The sequence below is a fragment of the Streptococcus sp. Marseille-Q5986 genome (assembly GCF_946902915.1).
Classification (GTDB): domain Bacteria; phylum Bacillota; class Bacilli; order Lactobacillales; family Streptococcaceae; genus Streptococcus.
In genome coordinates, this window is the sequence record NZ_CAMPPY010000003.1 from 82,562 (window position 1) to 100,704 (window position 18,143).

The 18,143-nt window shown below is 38.2% G+C and carries 21 protein-coding genes; 20 read left to right on the forward strand and 1 reads right to left on the reverse strand.

The window, feature by feature from the left end; all coding sequences use genetic code 11:
* The first annotated feature begins 46 nt into the window (after positions 1-46).
* From rocS to OVN21_RS05695, 3 genes are all read left to right on the forward strand, one after another.
* Entirely contained in the window at positions 47-541 is a 495-nt protein-coding gene (gene rocS / locus OVN21_RS05685) for a chromosome segregation protein RocS (RefSeq protein ID WP_000021249.1), read from the forward strand.
* 81 nt (positions 542-622) lie between these two features.
* The gene (locus OVN21_RS05690; protein WP_267247643.1) at positions 623-1,213 is read left to right on the forward strand and encodes a 3'-5' exonuclease; all 591 of its coding nucleotides are present in this window, start codon (positions 623-625) and stop codon (positions 1,211-1,213) included.
* Between the two features lie 8 nt (positions 1,214-1,221).
* Positions 1,222-2,985, forward strand: a complete 1,764-nt coding sequence (locus OVN21_RS05695; RefSeq protein ID WP_267247644.1) for a glycerophosphodiester phosphodiesterase — start codon at positions 1,222-1,224, stop codon at positions 2,983-2,985.
* A 38-nt stretch (positions 2,986-3,023) separates the two neighbouring features.
* On the opposite strand, the gene OVN21_RS05700 is transcribed toward OVN21_RS05695, so the two are convergent.
* The gene (locus OVN21_RS05700) at positions 3,024-3,323 is read right to left on the reverse strand and encodes a YbaB/EbfC family nucleoid-associated protein (RefSeq protein WP_267247645.1); all 300 of its coding nucleotides are present in this window, start codon (positions 3,321-3,323) and stop codon (positions 3,024-3,026) included.
* 421 nt (positions 3,324-3,744) lie between these two features.
* Between OVN21_RS05700 and OVN21_RS05705 the strand changes: the two genes are divergently transcribed.
* The 17 genes from OVN21_RS05705 to OVN21_RS05785 all read left to right on the forward strand — a co-directional run bounded on the left by OVN21_RS05705 (position 3,745) and on the right by OVN21_RS05785 (position 17,913).
* Positions 3,745-4,452, forward strand: coding sequence for a 2-C-methyl-D-erythritol 4-phosphate cytidylyltransferase (locus tag OVN21_RS05705; RefSeq protein ID WP_267247646.1), 708 nt, complete (start codon positions 3,745-3,747; stop codon positions 4,450-4,452).
* Between the two features lie 4 nt (positions 4,453-4,456).
* On the forward strand, positions 4,457-5,479 hold the full coding sequence (locus OVN21_RS05710) for a ribitol-5-phosphate dehydrogenase (protein ID WP_267247647.1): 1,023 nt from the start codon (positions 4,457-4,459) through the stop codon (positions 5,477-5,479).
* A 16-nt stretch (positions 5,480-5,495) separates the two neighbouring features.
* Positions 5,496-6,353 (forward strand): phosphotransferase family protein, encoded by an 858-nt coding sequence (locus OVN21_RS05715; protein WP_267247648.1) that lies wholly within the window; start codon positions 5,496-5,498, stop codon positions 6,351-6,353.
* Position 6,354: 1 nt separating this feature from the next.
* Positions 6,355-7,233 (forward strand): DMT family transporter, encoded by an 879-nt coding sequence (locus OVN21_RS05720; RefSeq protein WP_267247649.1) that lies wholly within the window; start codon positions 6,355-6,357, stop codon positions 7,231-7,233.
* An 11-nt stretch (positions 7,234-7,244) separates the two neighbouring features.
* Positions 7,245-7,934 carry a sugar phosphate nucleotidyltransferase gene (locus tag OVN21_RS05725; RefSeq protein WP_267247650.1) on the forward strand — a complete coding sequence of 230 codons (690 nt, stop codon included), beginning with the start codon at positions 7,245-7,247 and terminating at the stop codon, positions 7,932-7,934.
* Positions 7,935-8,132: 198 nt separating this feature from the next.
* Positions 8,133-8,609, forward strand: coding sequence for a PTS sugar transporter subunit IIA (locus OVN21_RS05730; protein ID WP_267247651.1), 477 nt, complete (start codon positions 8,133-8,135; stop codon positions 8,607-8,609).
* A gap of 38 nt (positions 8,610-8,647) precedes the next feature.
* Entirely contained in the window at positions 8,648-8,953 is a 306-nt protein-coding gene (locus OVN21_RS05735) for a PTS sugar transporter subunit IIB (RefSeq protein ID WP_267247652.1), read from the forward strand.
* 47 nt (positions 8,954-9,000) lie between these two features.
* Positions 9,001-10,476 (forward strand): PTS galactitol transporter subunit IIC, encoded by a 1,476-nt coding sequence (locus OVN21_RS05740; RefSeq protein ID WP_267247653.1) that lies wholly within the window; start codon positions 9,001-9,003, stop codon positions 10,474-10,476.
* A gap of 25 nt (positions 10,477-10,501) precedes the next feature.
* Positions 10,502-10,648, forward strand: coding sequence for a hypothetical protein (locus OVN21_RS05745; RefSeq protein WP_267247654.1), 147 nt, complete (start codon positions 10,502-10,504; stop codon positions 10,646-10,648).
* Between the two features lie 78 nt (positions 10,649-10,726).
* On the forward strand, positions 10,727-11,623 hold the full coding sequence (locus OVN21_RS05750) for an aldose 1-epimerase family protein (protein WP_267247655.1): 897 nt from the start codon (positions 10,727-10,729) through the stop codon (positions 11,621-11,623).
* 283 nt (positions 11,624-11,906) lie between these two features.
* On the forward strand, positions 11,907-12,332 hold the full coding sequence (gene lacA / locus OVN21_RS05755; RefSeq protein WP_000029277.1) for a galactose-6-phosphate isomerase subunit LacA: 426 nt from the start codon (positions 11,907-11,909) through the stop codon (positions 12,330-12,332).
* Between the two features lie 30 nt (positions 12,333-12,362).
* Positions 12,363-12,878 (forward strand): galactose-6-phosphate isomerase subunit LacB, encoded by a 516-nt coding sequence (gene lacB / locus OVN21_RS05760; RefSeq protein WP_261148301.1) that lies wholly within the window; start codon positions 12,363-12,365, stop codon positions 12,876-12,878.
* 10 nt (positions 12,879-12,888) lie between these two features.
* Positions 12,889-13,818 carry a tagatose-6-phosphate kinase gene (locus OVN21_RS05765; protein WP_267247656.1) on the forward strand — a complete coding sequence of 310 codons (930 nt, stop codon included), beginning with the start codon at positions 12,889-12,891 and terminating at the stop codon, positions 13,816-13,818.
* A 1-nt stretch (position 13,819) separates the two neighbouring features.
* Positions 13,820-14,800, forward strand: coding sequence for a tagatose-bisphosphate aldolase (gene lacD, locus OVN21_RS05770; protein ID WP_267247657.1), 981 nt, complete (start codon positions 13,820-13,822; stop codon positions 14,798-14,800).
* A 233-nt stretch (positions 14,801-15,033) separates the two neighbouring features.
* Positions 15,034-15,870 carry a transcription antiterminator gene (locus tag OVN21_RS05775; protein ID WP_267247658.1) on the forward strand — a complete coding sequence of 279 codons (837 nt, stop codon included), beginning with the start codon at positions 15,034-15,036 and terminating at the stop codon, positions 15,868-15,870.
* Between the two features lie 34 nt (positions 15,871-15,904).
* Positions 15,905-16,222 carry a PTS lactose/cellobiose transporter subunit IIA gene (locus tag OVN21_RS05780; RefSeq protein ID WP_050096770.1) on the forward strand — a complete coding sequence of 106 codons (318 nt, stop codon included), beginning with the start codon at positions 15,905-15,907 and terminating at the stop codon, positions 16,220-16,222.
* Positions 16,222-17,913, forward strand: coding sequence for a lactose-specific PTS transporter subunit EIIC (locus OVN21_RS05785; protein ID WP_267247659.1), 1,692 nt, complete (start codon positions 16,222-16,224; stop codon positions 17,911-17,913). The genes OVN21_RS05780 and OVN21_RS05785 overlap by 1 nt, the downstream gene beginning before the upstream one ends.
* Positions 17,914-18,143: the final 230 nt, after the last annotated feature.

Genomic DNA, 18,143 nt, shown 5'->3' on the forward strand with positions numbered 1-18,143 from the left:
ATAAGATTTAAGTAAAGAAAAGCTAGAAAACGTTTCAGAGGATATTATGAGTATTGAAATGACCGTCAGTGAGATTGCAGAGGTCCTAGGACTCTCTCGTCAAGCAATCAACAATCGTGTCAAAGAACTTCCAGAAGAGGACACGAAAAAAAATGACAAAGGTGTAACTGTAGTTACTCGAAGTGGCTTGATTAAGCTAGAAGAAATCTACAAAAAAACGATTTTTGAAGATGAACCAGTCAGTGATGATGTCAAACAACGTGAACTGATGGAAATCTTGGTCGACGAGAAGAATGCTGAAATTCTTCGATTGTACGAGCAACTTAAGGCTAAAGACCAGCAGTTAGCAGAAAAAGATGAACAGATGCGTGTTAAAGATCGACAGATTGCTGAAAAGGATAAACAATTGGACCAACAGCAACAATTAACTCTTCAAGCCATGAAGGATCAAGAAAGTTTGAAACTAGAGTTGGACCAAGCAAAAGAAGAAGTTCAAGCTACCAAAAAAGGCTTTTTTGCTCGCTTATTTGGAGGAAAATAAAGAAGCTGTTTGGGTTATTCACTAACCTGATAGCTTCTTTTATTATTTATGGTTTAAATCGAGTCGGAACTGAGGGAAAAAATGGAAAAATTAAGAGATTATATTGCCTTTGATTTGGAGTTCAATCAATACGAAGGGGTTACCCATTTAATTCAAGTATCAGCAGTTCGCTTTCAAAATGGTCAAGAAATAGGTGCCTTTGATTCTTATGTTCATACTACAGCACCTTTAAAGAGTTTTATCAATGGTTTGACTGGAATCACAGCTGAAACCTTGAAAGATGCGCCAATGGTGGAACAAGTTTTAAGAGATTTTCAGACCTTTGCTGGTAATTTACCTATGGTTGGTTACAATGCGGCCAAGAGTGATCTGCCTATTCTCTTGGAGCACGGTATCGATTATCGTGACCAGTATAAGGTTGATTTACATGAGGAGGCTTTTGAACGCCGTAGTTCTGACCTACACGGGATAGCTAATCTTAAATTACAAACTGTTGCAAGCTTTTTAGGCTTTCATGGGAAATCACATAATAGTTTAGAAGATGCCCGCATGACAGCGCGTGTTTACGAAGCTTTTTTGGAATCGGATGAAGGAAAGCTATTATTAGAAGAACAGAGCAAGCTTTCCATGAATCCCTTTGGTAGCTTAGACTTATCCCAATTTTTAGACTAGGAGTGCCTATGAAACCTGAAAAACCTAAAAAGCTAGGTTTTAGGAAGATTTACTATAACTTAGATAAAATACTATTTCTATTTTTCTTGATTTTCATGATGGTAGAGTTTGTTTGGCTACCATTAAATTCATGGATTGCTGGTATCCTTTTGAGACAAACAGGTTACTTGTTTATCTCCTATAATAACTTTTGGGCGATTATACAAGGCTCGCCTTTTATCAGTTTAGCTTTTCTCGTTTTAATAGCAATCAATCTTTTAGTGGCTTATTTTCAAATCTGTCTTTTGTTCATCGGGGCGCGTCACCTTCTCTACCATGAAAAGAGAACCCTGATTGAATATAGTCGAAAAGTCTTTCACCAGAGCTTTCTATTTGTCAAACGATTGAGCTTTTGTAAGATGGCCTTTGTCTTCTTTTATGTAGCTCTACTTTTTCCTTTTATTAGGAAAATTTTAAAAATCTACTATCTCAATAAGATTATTATCCCCGATTTTATCGTTACATACCTAGAAGATAAGAACTGGCTGGTAGGACTCTTGATCATAGCATCCGCTTGGATCTTTCTCTACATTTCTGTTCGCTTCATGTTTGCCCTTCCTAAGATTTTCTTTGAAAGAAAGACAGTAAGAGAAAGTGTGAAATATAGTCTCCAAAAGACGAAGAAAAATGTCCTTTTCTTCTCTTGGCATCTCCTACTCATTATCATTAAAACCTATCTCTTCTTTTTTGTCTTGTTAATTCCCTTGCTCTTTGCTCAGGCGGTAATGGATAATTTTACTCAAAAAGAATCCTTGATTCTTGGTGTGATTAATTTTATCTTGATTAAAAACCTCCATTACATGACTCTGACTTATTTCCTAGTGAAGTTTGTTTCCCTCCTGACAGGAGGAGAGTTGGAGATCATGCCAAGGCGAAAGAAAGACCATTTGATGAGGTGGGGAGTCATGGGGTGTGCAAGTATCTTCTTTGCTTTAGAAGGTTACATCTATCTGGAGTCTCCGGATACCAATACACCTTTAGTGATTTCACACAGAGGAGTAAGTAACAAAAATGGTGTTCAAAATACGGTACAGTCTTTAGAAAAGACAGCCCAACTAAAACCAGACCTCATCGAGATGGATGTGCAGGAAACGAAAGACGGTCAGTTCGTGATGATGCACGACGCTAACCTCAAATCGCTAGCAAGAATTAATGCTACACCGCAAGACTTAACTCTGGATGAATTAACCAATACAGATATTTACGAGAATGGTTATCAAACAAAGATTTCAAGTTTTGATGATTATTTAGAACGCGCAAATGCATTAAACCAAAAATTGCTGATTGAGATTAAAACCAGTAAAAAAGATAGTCTGCAAATGATGGACCGTTTCCTTGAAAAGTATGGAACGACAATCAAGAAATATGGCCACCAGATGCAGTCACTAGACTATCATGTGATTGATAAGGTCTTGGCTTATGATTCTGAAATTCCAGTGTACTTCATCCTACCATATAATAGTGTGTTTCCAAGAACCAAGGCGACTGGTTATACCATGGAATATTCAACTTTGGATGAATACTTTGTCAATAAACTTTGGACAACAGATCAGAGACTATATGTTTGGACTGTGAATAGTTCTGAGTCTTTTGATAAGGCAGTCAGACTTGGAGCAGATGGCATGATAACGGATGATCTTGAAATGGTCCAGTCACAAGTCACAATGGCTCAAGACGATCCGGAATACACGGAATTACTCTTAAAGAAAGCAATGGAATTCTTTGATTTCTAAGAAAAAAAGAGAAACAGATGTTTCTCTTTTTTTGTGGATTAGAAAGGCAATTTTCCTGCGAAAGCACCGAGTTTCTTCTTAGTTGTTTCGTCAATTTGTTCAAGTGCAGCGTTAACCGCTTGCACAGTCATGTCAGAAAGGGTTTCGAGATCTTCTGGATCTACAACTGCGGGGTTAAAGTCAATGCCGACCACTTTCTTATCACCAGTTAGGGTTGCTTGGACAAGGTTCTGAGCTGATTTTCCAACAAATTCCATGGCAGCGAGTTCTGCTTGGCTTTGCTCCATTTGTTTTTGAAGTTTTTGTGCTTGGCGCATCATGTTTTGCATGTTCATCATAGCGGTTTATAGTTTCCTTTTTCTATTATTTTCTTTTTATTTTACCAATTTTAGGGGCAAAAGTCTAACAATAGTTTAAAACATCGTAGAGATTGCTTTCTTAAATTTACAAAAATGGATGCTATAATTTTCTTAGCTTTTTCTTGTATTTCTAAAAATATGTTTAAGTTTTCTTTAAGGGTTCTATTATATTCTAAAGAACTCTATATTAACCGAACGTTGAGTGAGGGGGATAGAGAATAATCTAAATTTATTTCTTAATTTGTTATGATTTTTCAGATTTTGTTGAATATTGTTCATTTTTCATCCTAAATAATGAGCCGATTCACATGGTGGCTCTTTATCTTTTCTTCATGATAGGCATATATTGTGATATAATAGACAGTGATGAGTTTTTTAGAATAAACAAAGGAGAAAATATATGATCTATGCAGGAATCCTAGCCGGAGGAACTGGCACACGCATGGGAATCAGTAATTTACCAAAACAATTCTTGGAGTTGGGTGATTGTCCTATTTTGATCCACACAATCGAAAAATTTGTCTTAGAACCAAGTATTGAAAAAATTGTAGTTGGAGTTCATGGAGATTGGGCCTCTCATGCTGAGGATCTAGTTGACAAGTATCTTTCTCTCCACAAGGATCGCATCATCATTACCAAGGGTGGGGCTGATCGCAATAACAGTATTGAGAAAATTATAGAAGCCATTAATGCATATCGTCCAATCACTCCAGAAGATATCGTGATTACCCATGACTCTGTTCGTCCTTTTATTACACTTCGCATGATCCAGGACAATATCAAACTGGCGCAAAATCATGATGCAGTTGATACAGTAGTAGAAGCGGTTGACACCATTGTTGAAAGCACTAATGGCCAATTTATCACGGATATTCCAAATCGTGCTCATCTTTATCAAGGTCAAACACCTCAGACTTTCCGTTGCAAGGACTTCATGGACCTTTATGGCTCTCTTTCTGCTGAAGAGAAAGAAATCTTGACAGACGCATGTAAAATCTTTGTGATCAAAGGAAAAGATGTGGCCCTAGCCAAAGGGGAATATTCAAACCTTAAAATCACAACTGTAACAGATTTGAAAATTGCAAAAAGCATGATTGAGAAAGACTAAGGCTATGATTAATCAAATTTATCAACTGACAAAACCAAAGTTTATCAATGTAAAATACCAAGAAGAGGACATTGATCAGGAGAATCATATCCTTATTCGTCCGAATTATATGGCGGTTTGTCATGCGGATCAGCGTTACTATCAAGGAAAACGCGATCCAAAGATATTGGCTAAAAAGCTTCCTATGGCCATGATTCACGAGTCATGTGGAACCGTTATTTCTGACCCGACCGGAACCTACGAAGTTGGTCAAAAAGTTGTTATGATTCCAAATCAACCGCCTATGCAGAGTGATAAGGAATTCTACGAGAACTACATGACAGGGACCCATTTCTTGTCTAGTGGATTTGATGGCTTTATGAGAGAGTTTGTTTCTCTCCCTAAAGATCGTGTGGTGGCTTATGATGCTATTGAAGATACGGTTGCAGCCATTACAGAGTTTGTCAGTGTCGGTATGCATGCCATGAATCGTCTATTGACCCTTGCTCATAGCAAGCGGGAGCGGATCGCTGTTATCGGAGATGGAAGTTTAGCATTTGTGGTTGCCAATATTATCAATTATACTTTGCCAGAAGCAGAGATTGTGGTTATTGGTCGTCATTGGGAAAAGTTGGAACTTTTCTCATTTGCCAAAGAATGCTATATTACGGATAATATTCCGGAAGATTTGACCTTTGATCATGGATTTGAGTGTTGTGGTGGTGATGGTACAGGTCCAGCTATCAATGACTTGATTCGTTATATTCGCCCACAGGGAACGATTCTCATGATGGGAGTTAGCGAGTATAAAGTTAACATCAATACACGCGATACCTTAGAAAAAGGCTTGCTCTTGATTGGTTCCTCTCGTTCTGGTCGCATTGATTTTGAAAATGCTATCCAAATGATGGAAGTCAAGAAATTTGCCAATCGTCTGAAGAATATCCTTTACGTTGAAGAACCAGTGAGAGAAATCAAGGACATTCACCGTGTCTTTGCTACAGACCTTAATACTGCTTTTAAAACAGTATTTAAGTGGGAAGTGTAGAAGATGGAGGTTATTTGTGGAGAAACTCATCAAAGAGAAAATTTCTTCGTTGCTATCTGATGAAGAGGAAGTCCTCAGTGTTGAACAGCTGGGAGGCATGACCAACCAAAACTATTTGGTCAAAACAACAAATAAGCAATACATTGTTAAATTTTTTGGTAAAGGGACTGAAAAACTGATCAATCGTCAAGATGAAAAGTACAATCTTGAACTACTAAAGGATTTAGGCTTAGATGTAAAAAATTATCTTTTTGATATTGATGCTGGTATCAAAGTAAATGAGTATATCGAATCTGCGATTACACTTGATTCAACGTCAATCAAGACCAAGTTCGACAAAATTGCTCCAATATTACAAACTATTCATACGTCTGCTAAGGAATTGAGAGGAGAGTTTGCTCCCTTTGAGGAAATCAGCAAATATGAATCCTTGATTGAAGGAGCTATTCCTTATGAAAATTATGAAGCTGTTAGAAAAGATGTATTTTCACTCGAAAAGAGATTGGCTGATTTGGGTGTTGATAGAAAGTCCTGTCATATCGATTTGGTACCAGAAAACTTTATCGAATCACCTCAAGGACGACTTTATTTGATTGACTGGGAGTACTCTTCTATGAATGACCCGATGTGGGATTTGGCAGCTCTTTTCTTAGAATCTGAATTTACAAAGCAAGAGGAAGATGATTTCCTTTCCTACTATGAAAGTAACAAAACGCCAGTATCACGAGAGAAGATTCGTATCTATAAAATCTTGCAAGATACCATTTGGAGTCTATGGACTGTCTATAAGGAAGAACAAGGTGCAGATTTTGGAGATTATGGTATCAATCGTTACCAAAGAGCTGTCGAGGGTCTGACTTATTATGGGGGTTAGGATGAAGAATAAAAATGGTGTTTCTTTTGGTCTGCTCTCTGGTATCTTCTGGGGATTAGGTCTAACGATTAGTGCTTACATCTTTTCAATTTTTACAAATCTTTCGCCTTTTGTGGTGGCTGCCGCTCATGATTTCTTGAGTATCTTTATCTTGTTAGCTTTTCTTTTGGTAAGAGAAGGAAAAGTTCGCCTCTCGATTTTCTTAAATATTCGTAATGTCAGTGTTATCATTGGAGCCTTGCTAGCTGGTCCTATCGGAATGCAGGCCAATCTTTATGCAGTTAAGTATATTGGAAGTTCCTTAGCTTCATCTGTATCGGCTATTTACCCAGTAATTTCAGTTTTGCTCGCCTTCTTCATTTTGAAACACAAGGTTTCAAAGAATACAGTATTTGGTGTTTTCTTGATTATTGTAGCGATCATTGCTCAAACCTACAAGGTTGAACAGGTTAATTCTTTCTATATTGGGATTCTCTGTGCTTTGATTTGTGCTATTGCATGGGGGAGCGAAAGTGTTCTCAGCTCCTATGCTATGGAAAGTGAATTAAGTGAAATTGAAGCCTTGCTAATCCGACAAGTAACCTCATTCTTGTCCTATCTTGTGATTGTACTCTTTTCTCACCATTCATTTGCAGAAGTGGCAGATGGGCAATTATTCGGCCTCTTGATTGTCTTTGCGGCCTTTGATATGATTTCCTACTTAGCTTATTATATCGCTATTAATCGTTTGCAACCTGCGAAAGCAACAGGTTTGAATGTGAGCTATGTAGTTTGGACTGTCCTATTTGCAGCTGTTTTCTTAGGTGCACCGCTAGATATGCTGACAATTATCACTTCACTTATTGTTATGGCTGGTGTTTATATTATTATTAAAGAATAAAGGAGATTCATGTGAAAGCGATTATTTTGGCAGCGGGATTAGGAACTCGTCTGCGCCCTATGACTGAAAATACCCCTAAAGCCTTGGTGCAGGTTAATCAAAAACCCTTGATTGAATACCAAATTGAGTTTCTCAAAGAAAAAGGAATCCATGATATCATCATCATTGTTGGTTATCTTAAAGAACAATTCGATTATTTAAAAGAGAAATACGGAGTTCGACTCGTTTTCAATGATAAATATGCTGATTACAATAACTTTTACTCACTTTATCTAGTAAAAGAAGAATTGGCCAACAGCTATGTTATTGATGCCGATAACTATCTCTTTAAAAATATGTTCCGTAATGATTTGACACGTTCGACTTATTTTAGTGTTTATCGTGAAGATTGTACTAATGAATGGTTCTTGGTTTATGGAGATGACTACAAGGTTCAAGACATTATTGTTGATAGCAAGGCAGGTCGCATCCTTAGTGGTGTATCCTTCTGGGATGCTCCAACAGCAGAAAAAATTGTCAGCTTTATCGACAAGACCTATGCAAGTGGTAAATTTGTAGATCTCTACTGGGACAATATGGTTAAGGACAATATCAAAGAGTTAGATGTCTATGTTGAAGAATTAGAAGGCAATAGCATCTATGAGATTGATAGTGTCCAAGATTATCATAAATTAGAAGAAATTCTTAAAAACGAAAATTAAAGATTCCAACATCTGGCTAAAATAGTCGGATGTTTTTTACTTCACTTTAGTTTGATATTTTCAACAATTGTTTGAAATTCGGTTGTTAGATACAAAAAAGAAAAAAAATGAACAAAAAAATAACAGAAAACTATTGACAACGATTTCATATAGTGTTATACTTATGGCATAAAGTTAATGGAAAGAAGGGAAAACCTTATGGGATTAGATCATTTCTTTGACAAAAACCTGGTGTTTTGCTTAGAAGCGGATAATCAAGAACATCTCTTTGATCAGGTTGCAACTTTATTGGAGGAACGGGAAATCGTCACTCCAACTTATCGTGAAGCCTTGATCACGCGTGAAAAGTTATTTCCAACTGGCTTAGATATGGAATTTTTAGGTAAGGATTTGCCGAATGTAGCGATTCCTCATACAGATATTGTTCATAATCTAGCTGAGAAAGTAGTGGTTGTTCGATTAGAAAAACCAGTAACTTTTCACAATATGATAGCTCCTGATAAGGAAGTAGAAGTATCCCTACTCTTCTTTATCATTAATAACTCAAGTTCAAGTCAAACCAATATTCTTGCTCAGTTGATGGACTTCTTTACTGGAAATGGTCATCTTGAAGACCTATCAAAGATTTCTGAACCAGAAGCCCTCTATGCTTATATCGCTGAAGCAATCGCTTAATCTTGTCTATTAAAAATATTAAATCGGAGGAAATCCATATGATTAAAATTCTTGCTGCCTGCGGTGCAGGTGTTAACTCAAGCCACCAAATTAAAAGTGCTCTTGAAGAAGAACTTTCAAACCGTGGTTACGATGTTCACTGTGATGCAGTTATGGTTAAGGACGTCAACGAAGACCTTATCAAGGGTTATGACATCTTTACACCAATTGCTGCGACAGACCTTGGTTTTGACCCAGGTATTCCAGTTATCGAAGCTGGATCAATCTTATTCCGTATCCCAGCTATGAGTGCTCCAGTATTTGACAATATTGAAGCAGCTATCAAAGAACACGGATTAAGCTAATTTTAATTTGTTAACATTCATATAACATAAAAAAGGGAGGAACTGTTATGGATGCAATCTTTGACCTAATCAAAAAGGTCTTTACACCCATCTTAGATATGGGTGGTCCTGTCATCATGCTGATTATTTTGACAGTATTGGCACTACTTTTTGGAGTGAAATTCTCCAAAGCCCTTGAAGGTGGTATCAAACTTGCCATCGCTCTTACAGGTATCGGTGCTATCATCGGTATGTTAAATGGTGCTTTCTCAGCATCACTTGCAAAATTTGTTGAAAATACTGGTATTCAATTGAGTATTACCGACGTTGGTTGGGCACCACTTGCTACCATCACTTGGGGTTCTGCCTGGACACTTTACTTCTTGCTTGTGATGTTGATTGTCAACGTTGTGATGCTTGCAATGAAGAAAACAGATACACTTGACGTTGATATCTTCGATATCTGGCACTTGTCAATCACTGGTCTTTTGATCAAATGGTACGCAGACAACAATGGAGTTAGCCAAGGGGTTTCACTATTGATTGCTACAGCAGCTATTGTACTTGTTGGGGTTCTTAAAATCATCAACTCTGACTTGATGAAACCAACATTTGATGACCTGCTTAACGCTCCAAGTTCATCTCCAATGACTTCAACTCACATGAACTACATGATGAACCCAGTTATCATGGTTTTGGATAAGATTTTTGAAAAATTCTTCCCAGGTCTTGATAAATATGACTTTGATGCTGCTAAATTGAACAAAAAAATCGGTTTCTGGGGATCTAAATTCTTCATCGGTTTCATCCTTGGTATCGTTATCGGTATTATGGGAACTCCACATCCAATTGAAGGGGTTGCCGATGCAGATAAATGGCGTCTCGTTATCAAAGGATGGTTGTCTCTTGGTTTGACTGCCGGTGTCTGCTTGGAACTCTTCTCACTTATTGGTTCATGGTTCATCGCCGCTGTAGAACCTCTTTCACAAGGTATTACAAACGTTGCTACTAAACGTCTTCAAGGACGTAAATTCAATATCGGTCTTGACTGGCCTTTCATCGCTGGTCGTGCTGAAATCTGGGCTTGTGCCAACGTACTTGCACCAATCATGTTGATTGAAGCAGTACTTCTTTCAAAAGTCGGAAATGGTATCTTGCCACTTGCAGGTATCATCGCTATGGGTGTGACTCCAGCTCTCTTGGTTGTAACACGTGGTAAATTGCTCCGTATGATTATCTTCGGAACACTCTTGTTGCCACTCTTCCTTCTTTCAGGTACACTTATCGCACCATTCGCAACTGAGCTTGCTAAAGGTGTAGGTGCCTTCCCAGCAGGTGTGAGCCAAACTCAATTGATTACTCACTCAACTCTTGAAGGACCAATCGAAAAACTTCTTGGTTGGACAATTGGTAACACTACAACAGGTGATATCAAAGCAATTCTTGGTGCTGTAGTCTTCCTTGTATTCTATATCGGTATCTTTGCTTGGTACAGAAAACAAATGATCAAACGTAACGAAGAGTACGCAGCAAAAGCAAAATAATGCGCTCCTATAAAATGTAAGCTCAATGAAAATCAAAAAGCAAACTAGGAAGCTAGCCGTAGGTTGCTCAAAACACAGTTTTGAGGTTGTAGATAAGACTGACGAAGTCAGTGACCATATCTACGGCAAGGCGACGCTGACGAAGTTTGAATTGGATTTTCGCAGAGTGTAAATTGTTGAAACTAGGTTGTCATACCATTAGGAGTGACAGCCTAGTTTTTTATAAACTATTAAGAAATCGGAGAAAATAATGGTAATTGAATTAAAATCAGAACAATTAAGAGTTCAATTTAACAGTTTTGGTGGGGCTCTTTCTTCTATAAAAGATGCTGAGGGAGTTGAGTATTTGTGGCAAGGGGATCCTACTTATTGGAGTGGACAAGCTCCTGTTCTCTTCCCCATCTGTGGTTCATTGAGAGAGGATACAGCACTCTATATAGATGAGAAGAGACAAGAAAGCCAAGGAAAGATTCCTCGTCATGGTCTGGTTCGTAAGAAAGAATTTGAATTAGTTGAACAGACAGACAAGAGTGTAACTTTTGCAATTGAAGACGATGAGAATAGCTATCAAAACTATCCTTATCATTTCCGCCTAGAAATCACTTATATCCTTACTGGAAAGACAGTAAGAACTCAATACAAGATTTTCAATAAAGAAACTAGTAAGGTCATGCCTTACTTTATTGGTGGACATCCAGGATTTTATTGTCCTCTACTGGATGATGAGGTCTATGAAGATTACTATTTAGAGTTTGATAAAGAAGAGACTTGCTCTGTTCCACGTCCTTTCCCAGAAACGGGTATGCTGGATTTTCAAGATAGAAGCCCATGGCTAGAGGGGCAAAAAGAAATCGATCTTAGTTATGATCTTTTCAGCACAGATGCGGTTACCTTAGATGAATTGCAATCTAGAACAATTGCGCTTCGTTCTCGTAAACATGATAAGGGATTGAAAGTGCACTTTGCAGAGTTTCCAAACCTCATCATCTGGTCAACTTTGAATAAAGGACCGTTCATTGCCTTTGAACCATGGTCTGGCTTGTCAACATCCCTTGAAGAAGGAGATCATTTAGAAGATAAGAAGAATGTTCGTCTCTTGGAACCCGGTCAAGTGGATCAAATTGCTTTTGACATTGAAATTTTTTAGTTAAAAACACAAAAACAAACATTAACTGTTGACTTTTTCAGTAAATAGGAGTATATTATGTTTGTAAGGAACAAACGATGTTCGCAACAAACAAATAGTCGCTTGTTATGTTTTCTTTCATGGAGAAGGATTATTTCTAGGAAACTGCTTTCCTAAATTTGAATAAGGTGTCATTCATCTCATTCAATCCAATTTGTCAATAAACTGCTAGAAAGCTTTTGTAGGTAAACTGCTAACCATAAAAGTCTTTACTAGCCTAGAAAAATAAAAAGGAGTAAACAATATGTCTATTGTTATTGGTGCAGATGCTGCAGGTTTGAGATTGAAAGAAGTTGTGAAAGACTTCTTAGAAAAAGAAAACTTCCACGTTGTGGATGTTACGGCTGAAGGTCAAGACTTTGTTGATGTAACTCTTGCTGTTGCTGCAGAAGTAAACAAAGAAGAACAAAACCTTGGTATCGTGATTGATGCTTATGGAGCTGGTCCATTTATGGTTGCAACTAAGATCAAAGGAATGGTTGCTGCAGAAGTATCTGACGAACGTTCAGCTTATATGACTCGTGGTCACAACAACTCACGTATGATCACTATGGGTGCGCAACTTGTTGGTGATGAATTGGCTAAAAACATCGCTAAAGGATTTGTTAACGGTAAATACGATGGTGGACGTCACCAGATTCGTGTTGATATGTTGAACAAAATGTGCTAATTAGATTACAGTAAGAAAGGTAAGTTAAAAATGAGAATTGCAATTGGATGTGACCACATCGTAACAGATGAAAAAATGGCGGTTTCAGAATTTTTGAAATCAAAAGGATATGAAGTCATTGACTTTGGTACTTACGACCATACACGTACTCACTACCCAATCTTTGGTAAAAAAGTAGGGGAAGCTGTAACTAGCGGTCAAGCTGATCTTGGGGTATGTATCTGTGGTACTGGTGTTGGTATCAACAACGCTGTAAATAAAGTTCCTGGTGTCCGTTCTGCCTTGGTTCGTGATATGACAACAGCCCTTTATGCTAAAGAACAATTGAATGCCAACGTTATCGGTTTTGGTGGTAAGATTACTGGTGAATTGCTCATGTGTGACATCATCGAAGCTTTCATCCATGCTGAATACAAACCATCTGAAGAAAACAAAAAATTGATTGCGAAAATTGAACATGTTGAAACACACAATGCTCATCAAGCAGATTCAAACTTCTTTACAGAATTCCTTGAAAAATGGGATCGCGGAGAATACCACGATTAAGAGGTGACCTATGATTTTAACAGTCACAATGAACCCATCCATTGATATTTCCTATCCCTTGGATGAGTTGAAGATTGATACTGTCAATCGTGTGGTGGATGTAACCAAAACGGCTGGTGGTAAGGGACTCAATGTTACCCGAGTACTTTCAGAATTTGGGGATTCTGTTCTTGCTACTGGTTTAGTGGGTGGCAAACTTGGTGAGTTTTTGGTTGAACATATCGATGATCAAGTAAAGAAAGATTTCTTCTCAATTCAGGGAGAAACTCGGAACTGTATCGCTATTCTCCACGGAGATAACCAAACAGAAGTTCTTGAAAAAGGTCCTGAAGTATTGGAACAGGAAGGTCAAGACTTTTTGGAACATTTCAAAAAACTCTTGGAGTCAGTTGAAGTAGTAGCTATCTCAGGTAGTCTGCCAGCTGGTCTTCCAGTTGATTACTATGCGAGCTTGGTAGAACTTGCTAATCAAGCTGGCAAGTCTGTAGTCTTGGACTGCTCTGGTGCGGCTCTTCAGGCGGTTCTTGAATCACCACATAAACCAACAGTCATCAAACCAAATAATGAGGAATTGTCTCAGCTTCTAGGAAGAGAAGTTTCTGAGAATTTGGATGAATTAAAAGAAGTTCTTCAAGAACCTTTGTTTGCAGGGATTGAATGGATTATCGTTTCGCTTGGTGCTAATGGTGCTTTTGCCAAACATGGTGACACTTTCTACAAGGTAGATATTCCTAGAATTCAGGTAGTCAACCCTGTTGGCTCTGGAGATTCTACTGTAGCTGGGATTTCTTCAGGGCTACTTCATAAAGAATCGGATTCAGAATTACTCATCAAGGCAAATGTCCTTGGTATGCTCAATGCTCAAGAAAAAATGACTGGTCATGTCAACATGGCCAACTATCAAGCTCTATATGATCAATTAATAGTAAAAGAGGTATAAAATGGCTTTAACAGAACAAAAACGTGCACGCTTAGAAAAACTCTCTGACGAGAATGGTATCATCTCAGCTCTTGCCTTTGACCAACGTGGCGCTTTGAAACGCCTCATGGCTCAACACCAAACAGAAGAGCCAACAGTAGCTCAAATGGAAGAACTGAAAGTTTTGGTAGCAGATGAATTGACTAAATACGCTTCATCAATGCTTCTTGACCCTGAGTATGGACTTCCAGCAACTAAAGCTCTTGATGAAAAAGCAGGTCTTCTCCTTGCTTATGAAAAAACAGGTTACGACACAACAAGCACAAAACGCTTGCCAGACTGCTTGGATGTTTGGTCTGCCAAACGTATCAAAGAAGAAGGTGCAGATGCTGTTAAGTTCTTGCTTTACTATGACGTAGATAGCTCTGACGAACTTAACCAACAAAAACAAGCCTACATTGAACGTATTGGTTCTGAGTGTGTGGCTGAAGATATCCCATTCTTCCTTGAAATCTTGGCTTACGATGAAAAAATTACTGACGCTGGTTCTGTAGAATACGCTAAAGTAAAACCACACAAGGTTATCGGTGCTATGAAAGTCTTCTCAGACCCACGCTTTAACATTGATGTCTTGAAAGTAGAAGTTCCTGTAAACATTAAATATGTTGAAGGCTTTGGCAATGGTGAAATCGTGCATACACGCGAAGAAGCAGCAGCCTTCTTCAAAGCGCAAGATGAAGCAACTAACTTGCCATACATCTATTTGAGTGCGGGAGTTTCAGCTAAACTCTTCCAAGATACTCTTGTATTTGCCCATGAATCAGGTGCAAACTTCAATGGAGTTCTTTGTGGCCGTGCTACATGGGCTGGATCAGTTGAAGCATACATCAAAGATGGTGAAGCAGCAGCTCGCGAATGGCTTCGTACAACTGGATTTGAAAACATTGATGAACTCAATAAAGTTCTTCAAACAACAGCGACTTCATGGAAAGAACGCGTGTAAGAAGCTCCTCCTAGTTTAGGAACATGAATCTAAAAAAATTTTAAAAAAGTTGCATGTAAAGGTTTACAAAACAACCGACTTGTGCTATACTTAAATCACAAGTTAATACAAGGTGAGTGTTACTAAGTAATATTAGGCATGATCACAGGTGAATTAGAAATCAGCTGATTTTCTAGTTCATTTGTGGTCATTTTTTGTACTAATATACCTTTAAGATATAAAAGGAGGTTGCCATGTATCGAATTCTAAATCCAATGAATCACAATGTCTCGCTTGTCAGAAATGATAAAGGAGAAGAAGTGATTGTGATTGGTAAGGGGATTACATTTGGAAAGAAGAAAGGGGATTTGATTGCTGAAAATCAGGTTGAGAAAATCTTTCGGATGAAGACCGAAGAGTCCAGAGAAAACTTTATGGCTCTTCTCAAAGATGTTCCGCTTGATTTTATCACAGTGACCTACGAGATCATTGATAATCTTTCTAAGAAATATCACTATCCGATTCAAGAATATCTCTATGTGACCTTGACAGATCATATTTACTGTTCCTATCAAGCTCTAACACAAGGAAGGTACAAGGATAGCAATCTACCAGATATTTCTACTAAGTATCCTGTTGCTTTTCAAATCGCAAACGAAGCTTTTAAAATCTATCGTCAGAAGTTGACAGATCATTTCCCTGAGGATGAAATTATTCGGATTGCTTATCATTTCATCAATGCCGAAGGTGAGAATGAAGTGGAAGTTGTTGAGTCGATTGATAAGAGAAAGGAAATTTTAAAGAGAGTTGAAAGCGTTTTGAAGAGTTATAAAATCCAGCGAACACCTGAAAATAATAATTTCTACGACCGCTTTATGATTCATCTAAATTATTTCTTGGATTATCTGGATCGTAGTCGCGATGATAATCAATCCTTGCTCGATATGGAAGAGCATATAAAGAATACCTATCCAAAAGCATTCGAGATTGGTAGCAAAATTTATGAAGTCATTGCTCAGGAAACTGGTCTTGACCTTTACAAGAGTGAACGAGTTTATCTTGTTCTACACATTCAACGTTTATTGTCATAACATCTACTAAAAAATATATAAGGAGAATTCTATCATGAATAGAGAAGAAGTAACATTGTTAGGTTTTGAAATCGTAGCCTATGCTGGCGATGCTCGTTCAAAACTATTGGAAGCTTTAAAGGCTGCTGAAACTGGTGATTTTGAAAAAGCGGACGCTCTGGTAGAGGAAGCTGGTAGCTGTATCGCCGAGGCTCATCACGCGCAAACAAGTCTATTAACTAAGGAAGCTTCAGGTGAGGACTTAGCTTATAGTGTAACCATGATGCATGGCCAAGACCACTTGATGACAACCATCTTGTTAAAAGATTTGATGCACCACTTAATCGAACTCTACAAGAGAGGAGTTAAATAATGAATAGACTAATTGCATTTATTGAGAAAGGAAAACCTTTCTTTGAGAAATTATCTCGTAATATCTATCTTCGTGCTATTCGTGATGGTTTCATTGCAGGTATGCCTGTTATTCTCTTCTCAAGTATCTTTATCTTGATTGCTTTTGTACCAAACTCATGGGGCTTTAAATGGTCTGATGATGTTGTTAATCTCCTCATGAAACCTTATAGCTATTCTATGGGTATTCTAGCTCTCTTGGTAGCTGGTACAACAGCTAAGTCATTGACCGACTCAGTAAACCGTAGCATGGAGAAAACCAATCAAATCAACTATATGTCAACATTGTTGGCAGCAATTGTTGGTTTGTTGATGTTGGCAGCTGATCCTATCGAAAATGGCCTAGCTACTGGATTCTTGGGGACAAAAGGTTTGCTTTCAGCCTTCCTTGCTGCCTTTGTTACCGTAGCCATCTATAAGGTTTGTGTTAAGAACAACGCCACTATTCGTATGCCTGACGAAGTTCCACCAAATATCTCACAAGTCTTTAAAGATGTGATTCCATTCACTCTATCAGTGGTTTCTCTTTATGCTCTTGATTTGCTAGTTCGTCATTTTGTTGGAGCCAGCGTTGCAGAATCAATCGGTAAATTCTTTGCTCCACTCTTCTCTGCTGCTGATGGCTATCTAGGTATTACCATTATCTTTGGTGCCTTTGCCTTCTTCTGGTTTGTTGGTATTCATGGTCCATCTATCGTTGAACCTGCTATCGCAGCTATTACCTATGCCAATGCCGAAGTCAACTTGAATCTTCTTCAACAAGGGATGCACGCTGACAAGATTCTTACTTCTGGTACACAAATGTTTATCGTTACCATGGGTGGTACTGGTGCGACACTGGTTGTTCCATTCATGTTCATGTGGTTAACAAAATCGAAACGTAACCGTGCAATCGGACGTGCTTCAGTAGTTCCAACTTTCTTCGGTGTAAATGAACCAATCTTGTTTGGTGCACCACTTGTATTGAACCCAATCTTCTTCATTCCATTTATCTTTGCTCCAATTGCAAACGTATGGATCTTTAAATTCTTTATTGAAACTCTTGGAATGAACTCATTTACTGCTAACCTACCATGGACAACACCAGGTCCACTAGGTCTAGTTCTTGGAACTAACTTCCAAGTTCTATCATTCATTCTTGCTACCCTTCTTATCGTGGTTGACGTAGTCATTTACTATCCATTCCTTAAAGTCTATGATGAACAAATTCTTGAAGAAGAACGTTCAGGTAAGTCTAATGATGAATTGAAGGAAAAAGTTGCTGCAAACTTCAACACTGCAAAAGCAGATACTATTCTTGAAAAAGCTGGTGTAGAAGCAGCACAAAATACAATCACTGAAGAAACAAATGTCCTCGTTCTCTGTGCTGGTGGAGGGACAAGTGGTCTCCTTGCAAATGCTTTGAACAAGGCAGCTGCAGAATATAATGTTCCTGTGAAAGCAGCAGCAGGTGGCTATGGTGCTCACCGTGAAATGTTGCCAGAGTTTGATTTGGTTATCCTTGCTCCTCAAGTTGCTTCAAACTTTGAAGATATGAAAGCAGAAACAGATAAACTTGGTATTAAACTTGCCAAGACAGAAGGCGCTCAATACATCAAATTAACCCGTGATGGAAAAGGTGCTCTAGCATTTGTACAAGCTCAATTCGATTAACGATAGGGACTGTGAAACAGTCTCCTCTCGTTACGGAAATCGCTATGGCGAATTTCCTAATCGCCTTGTTAATTCGTCGGTAAAAAGATATCGTTTTTACCTCCTCATGTCACAATTCGATTAATAATAGGGACTATGAAATAGTTTCCTCTCGTTACGGAAATCGCTATGGCGAATTTCCTAATCGCCTTGTTAATTCGTCGGTAAAAAGACATCGTTTTTACCTCCTC

Excerpts from the sequence above, each read along its gene's own strand:
- OVN21_RS05735 (WP_267247652.1), top strand. The coding sequence starts at position 8,648 with ATGATTAAAATTCTTGCTGCCTGCGGTGCAGGTGTTAACTCAAGCCAC.
- OVN21_RS05740 (WP_267247653.1), top strand. The coding sequence starts at position 9,001 with ATGGATGCAATCTTTGACCTAATCAAAAAGGTCTTTACACCCATCTTA.
- OVN21_RS05710 (WP_267247647.1), top strand. The coding sequence starts at position 4,457 with ATGATTAATCAAATTTATCAACTGACAAAACCAAAGTTTATCAATGTA.
- lacA (WP_000029277.1), top strand. The coding sequence starts at position 11,907 with ATGTCTATTGTTATTGGTGCAGATGCTGCAGGTTTGAGATTGAAAGAA.
- OVN21_RS05765 (WP_267247656.1), top strand. The coding sequence starts at position 12,889 with ATGATTTTAACAGTCACAATGAACCCATCCATTGATATTTCCTATCCC.
- OVN21_RS05775 (WP_267247658.1), top strand. The coding sequence starts at position 15,034 with ATGTATCGAATTCTAAATCCAATGAATCACAATGTCTCGCTTGTCAGA.
- OVN21_RS05750 (WP_267247655.1), top strand. The coding sequence starts at position 10,727 with ATGGTAATTGAATTAAAATCAGAACAATTAAGAGTTCAATTTAACAGT.
- OVN21_RS05700 (WP_267247645.1), bottom strand. The coding sequence starts at position 3,323 with ATGATGAACATGCAAAACATGATGCGCCAAGCACAAAAACTTCAAAAA.
- OVN21_RS05780 (WP_050096770.1), top strand. The coding sequence starts at position 15,905 with ATGAATAGAGAAGAAGTAACATTGTTAGGTTTTGAAATCGTAGCCTAT.
- OVN21_RS05690 (WP_267247643.1), top strand. The coding sequence starts at position 623 with ATGGAAAAATTAAGAGATTATATTGCCTTTGATTTGGAGTTCAATCAA.
- OVN21_RS05730 (WP_267247651.1), top strand. The coding sequence starts at position 8,133 with ATGGGATTAGATCATTTCTTTGACAAAAACCTGGTGTTTTGCTTAGAA.
- OVN21_RS05705 (WP_267247646.1), top strand. The coding sequence starts at position 3,745 with ATGATCTATGCAGGAATCCTAGCCGGAGGAACTGGCACACGCATGGGA.
- rocS (WP_000021249.1), top strand. The coding sequence starts at position 47 with ATGAGTATTGAAATGACCGTCAGTGAGATTGCAGAGGTCCTAGGACTC.
- OVN21_RS05785 (WP_267247659.1), top strand. The coding sequence starts at position 16,222 with ATGAATAGACTAATTGCATTTATTGAGAAAGGAAAACCTTTCTTTGAG.
- lacD (WP_267247657.1), top strand. The coding sequence starts at position 13,820 with ATGGCTTTAACAGAACAAAAACGTGCACGCTTAGAAAAACTCTCTGAC.
- OVN21_RS05720 (WP_267247649.1), top strand. The coding sequence starts at position 6,355 with ATGAAGAATAAAAATGGTGTTTCTTTTGGTCTGCTCTCTGGTATCTTC.
- OVN21_RS05745 (WP_267247654.1), top strand. The coding sequence starts at position 10,502 with ATGAAAATCAAAAAGCAAACTAGGAAGCTAGCCGTAGGTTGCTCAAAA.
- OVN21_RS05695 (WP_267247644.1), top strand. The coding sequence starts at position 1,222 with ATGAAACCTGAAAAACCTAAAAAGCTAGGTTTTAGGAAGATTTACTAT.
- lacB (WP_261148301.1), top strand. The coding sequence starts at position 12,363 with ATGAGAATTGCAATTGGATGTGACCACATCGTAACAGATGAAAAAATG.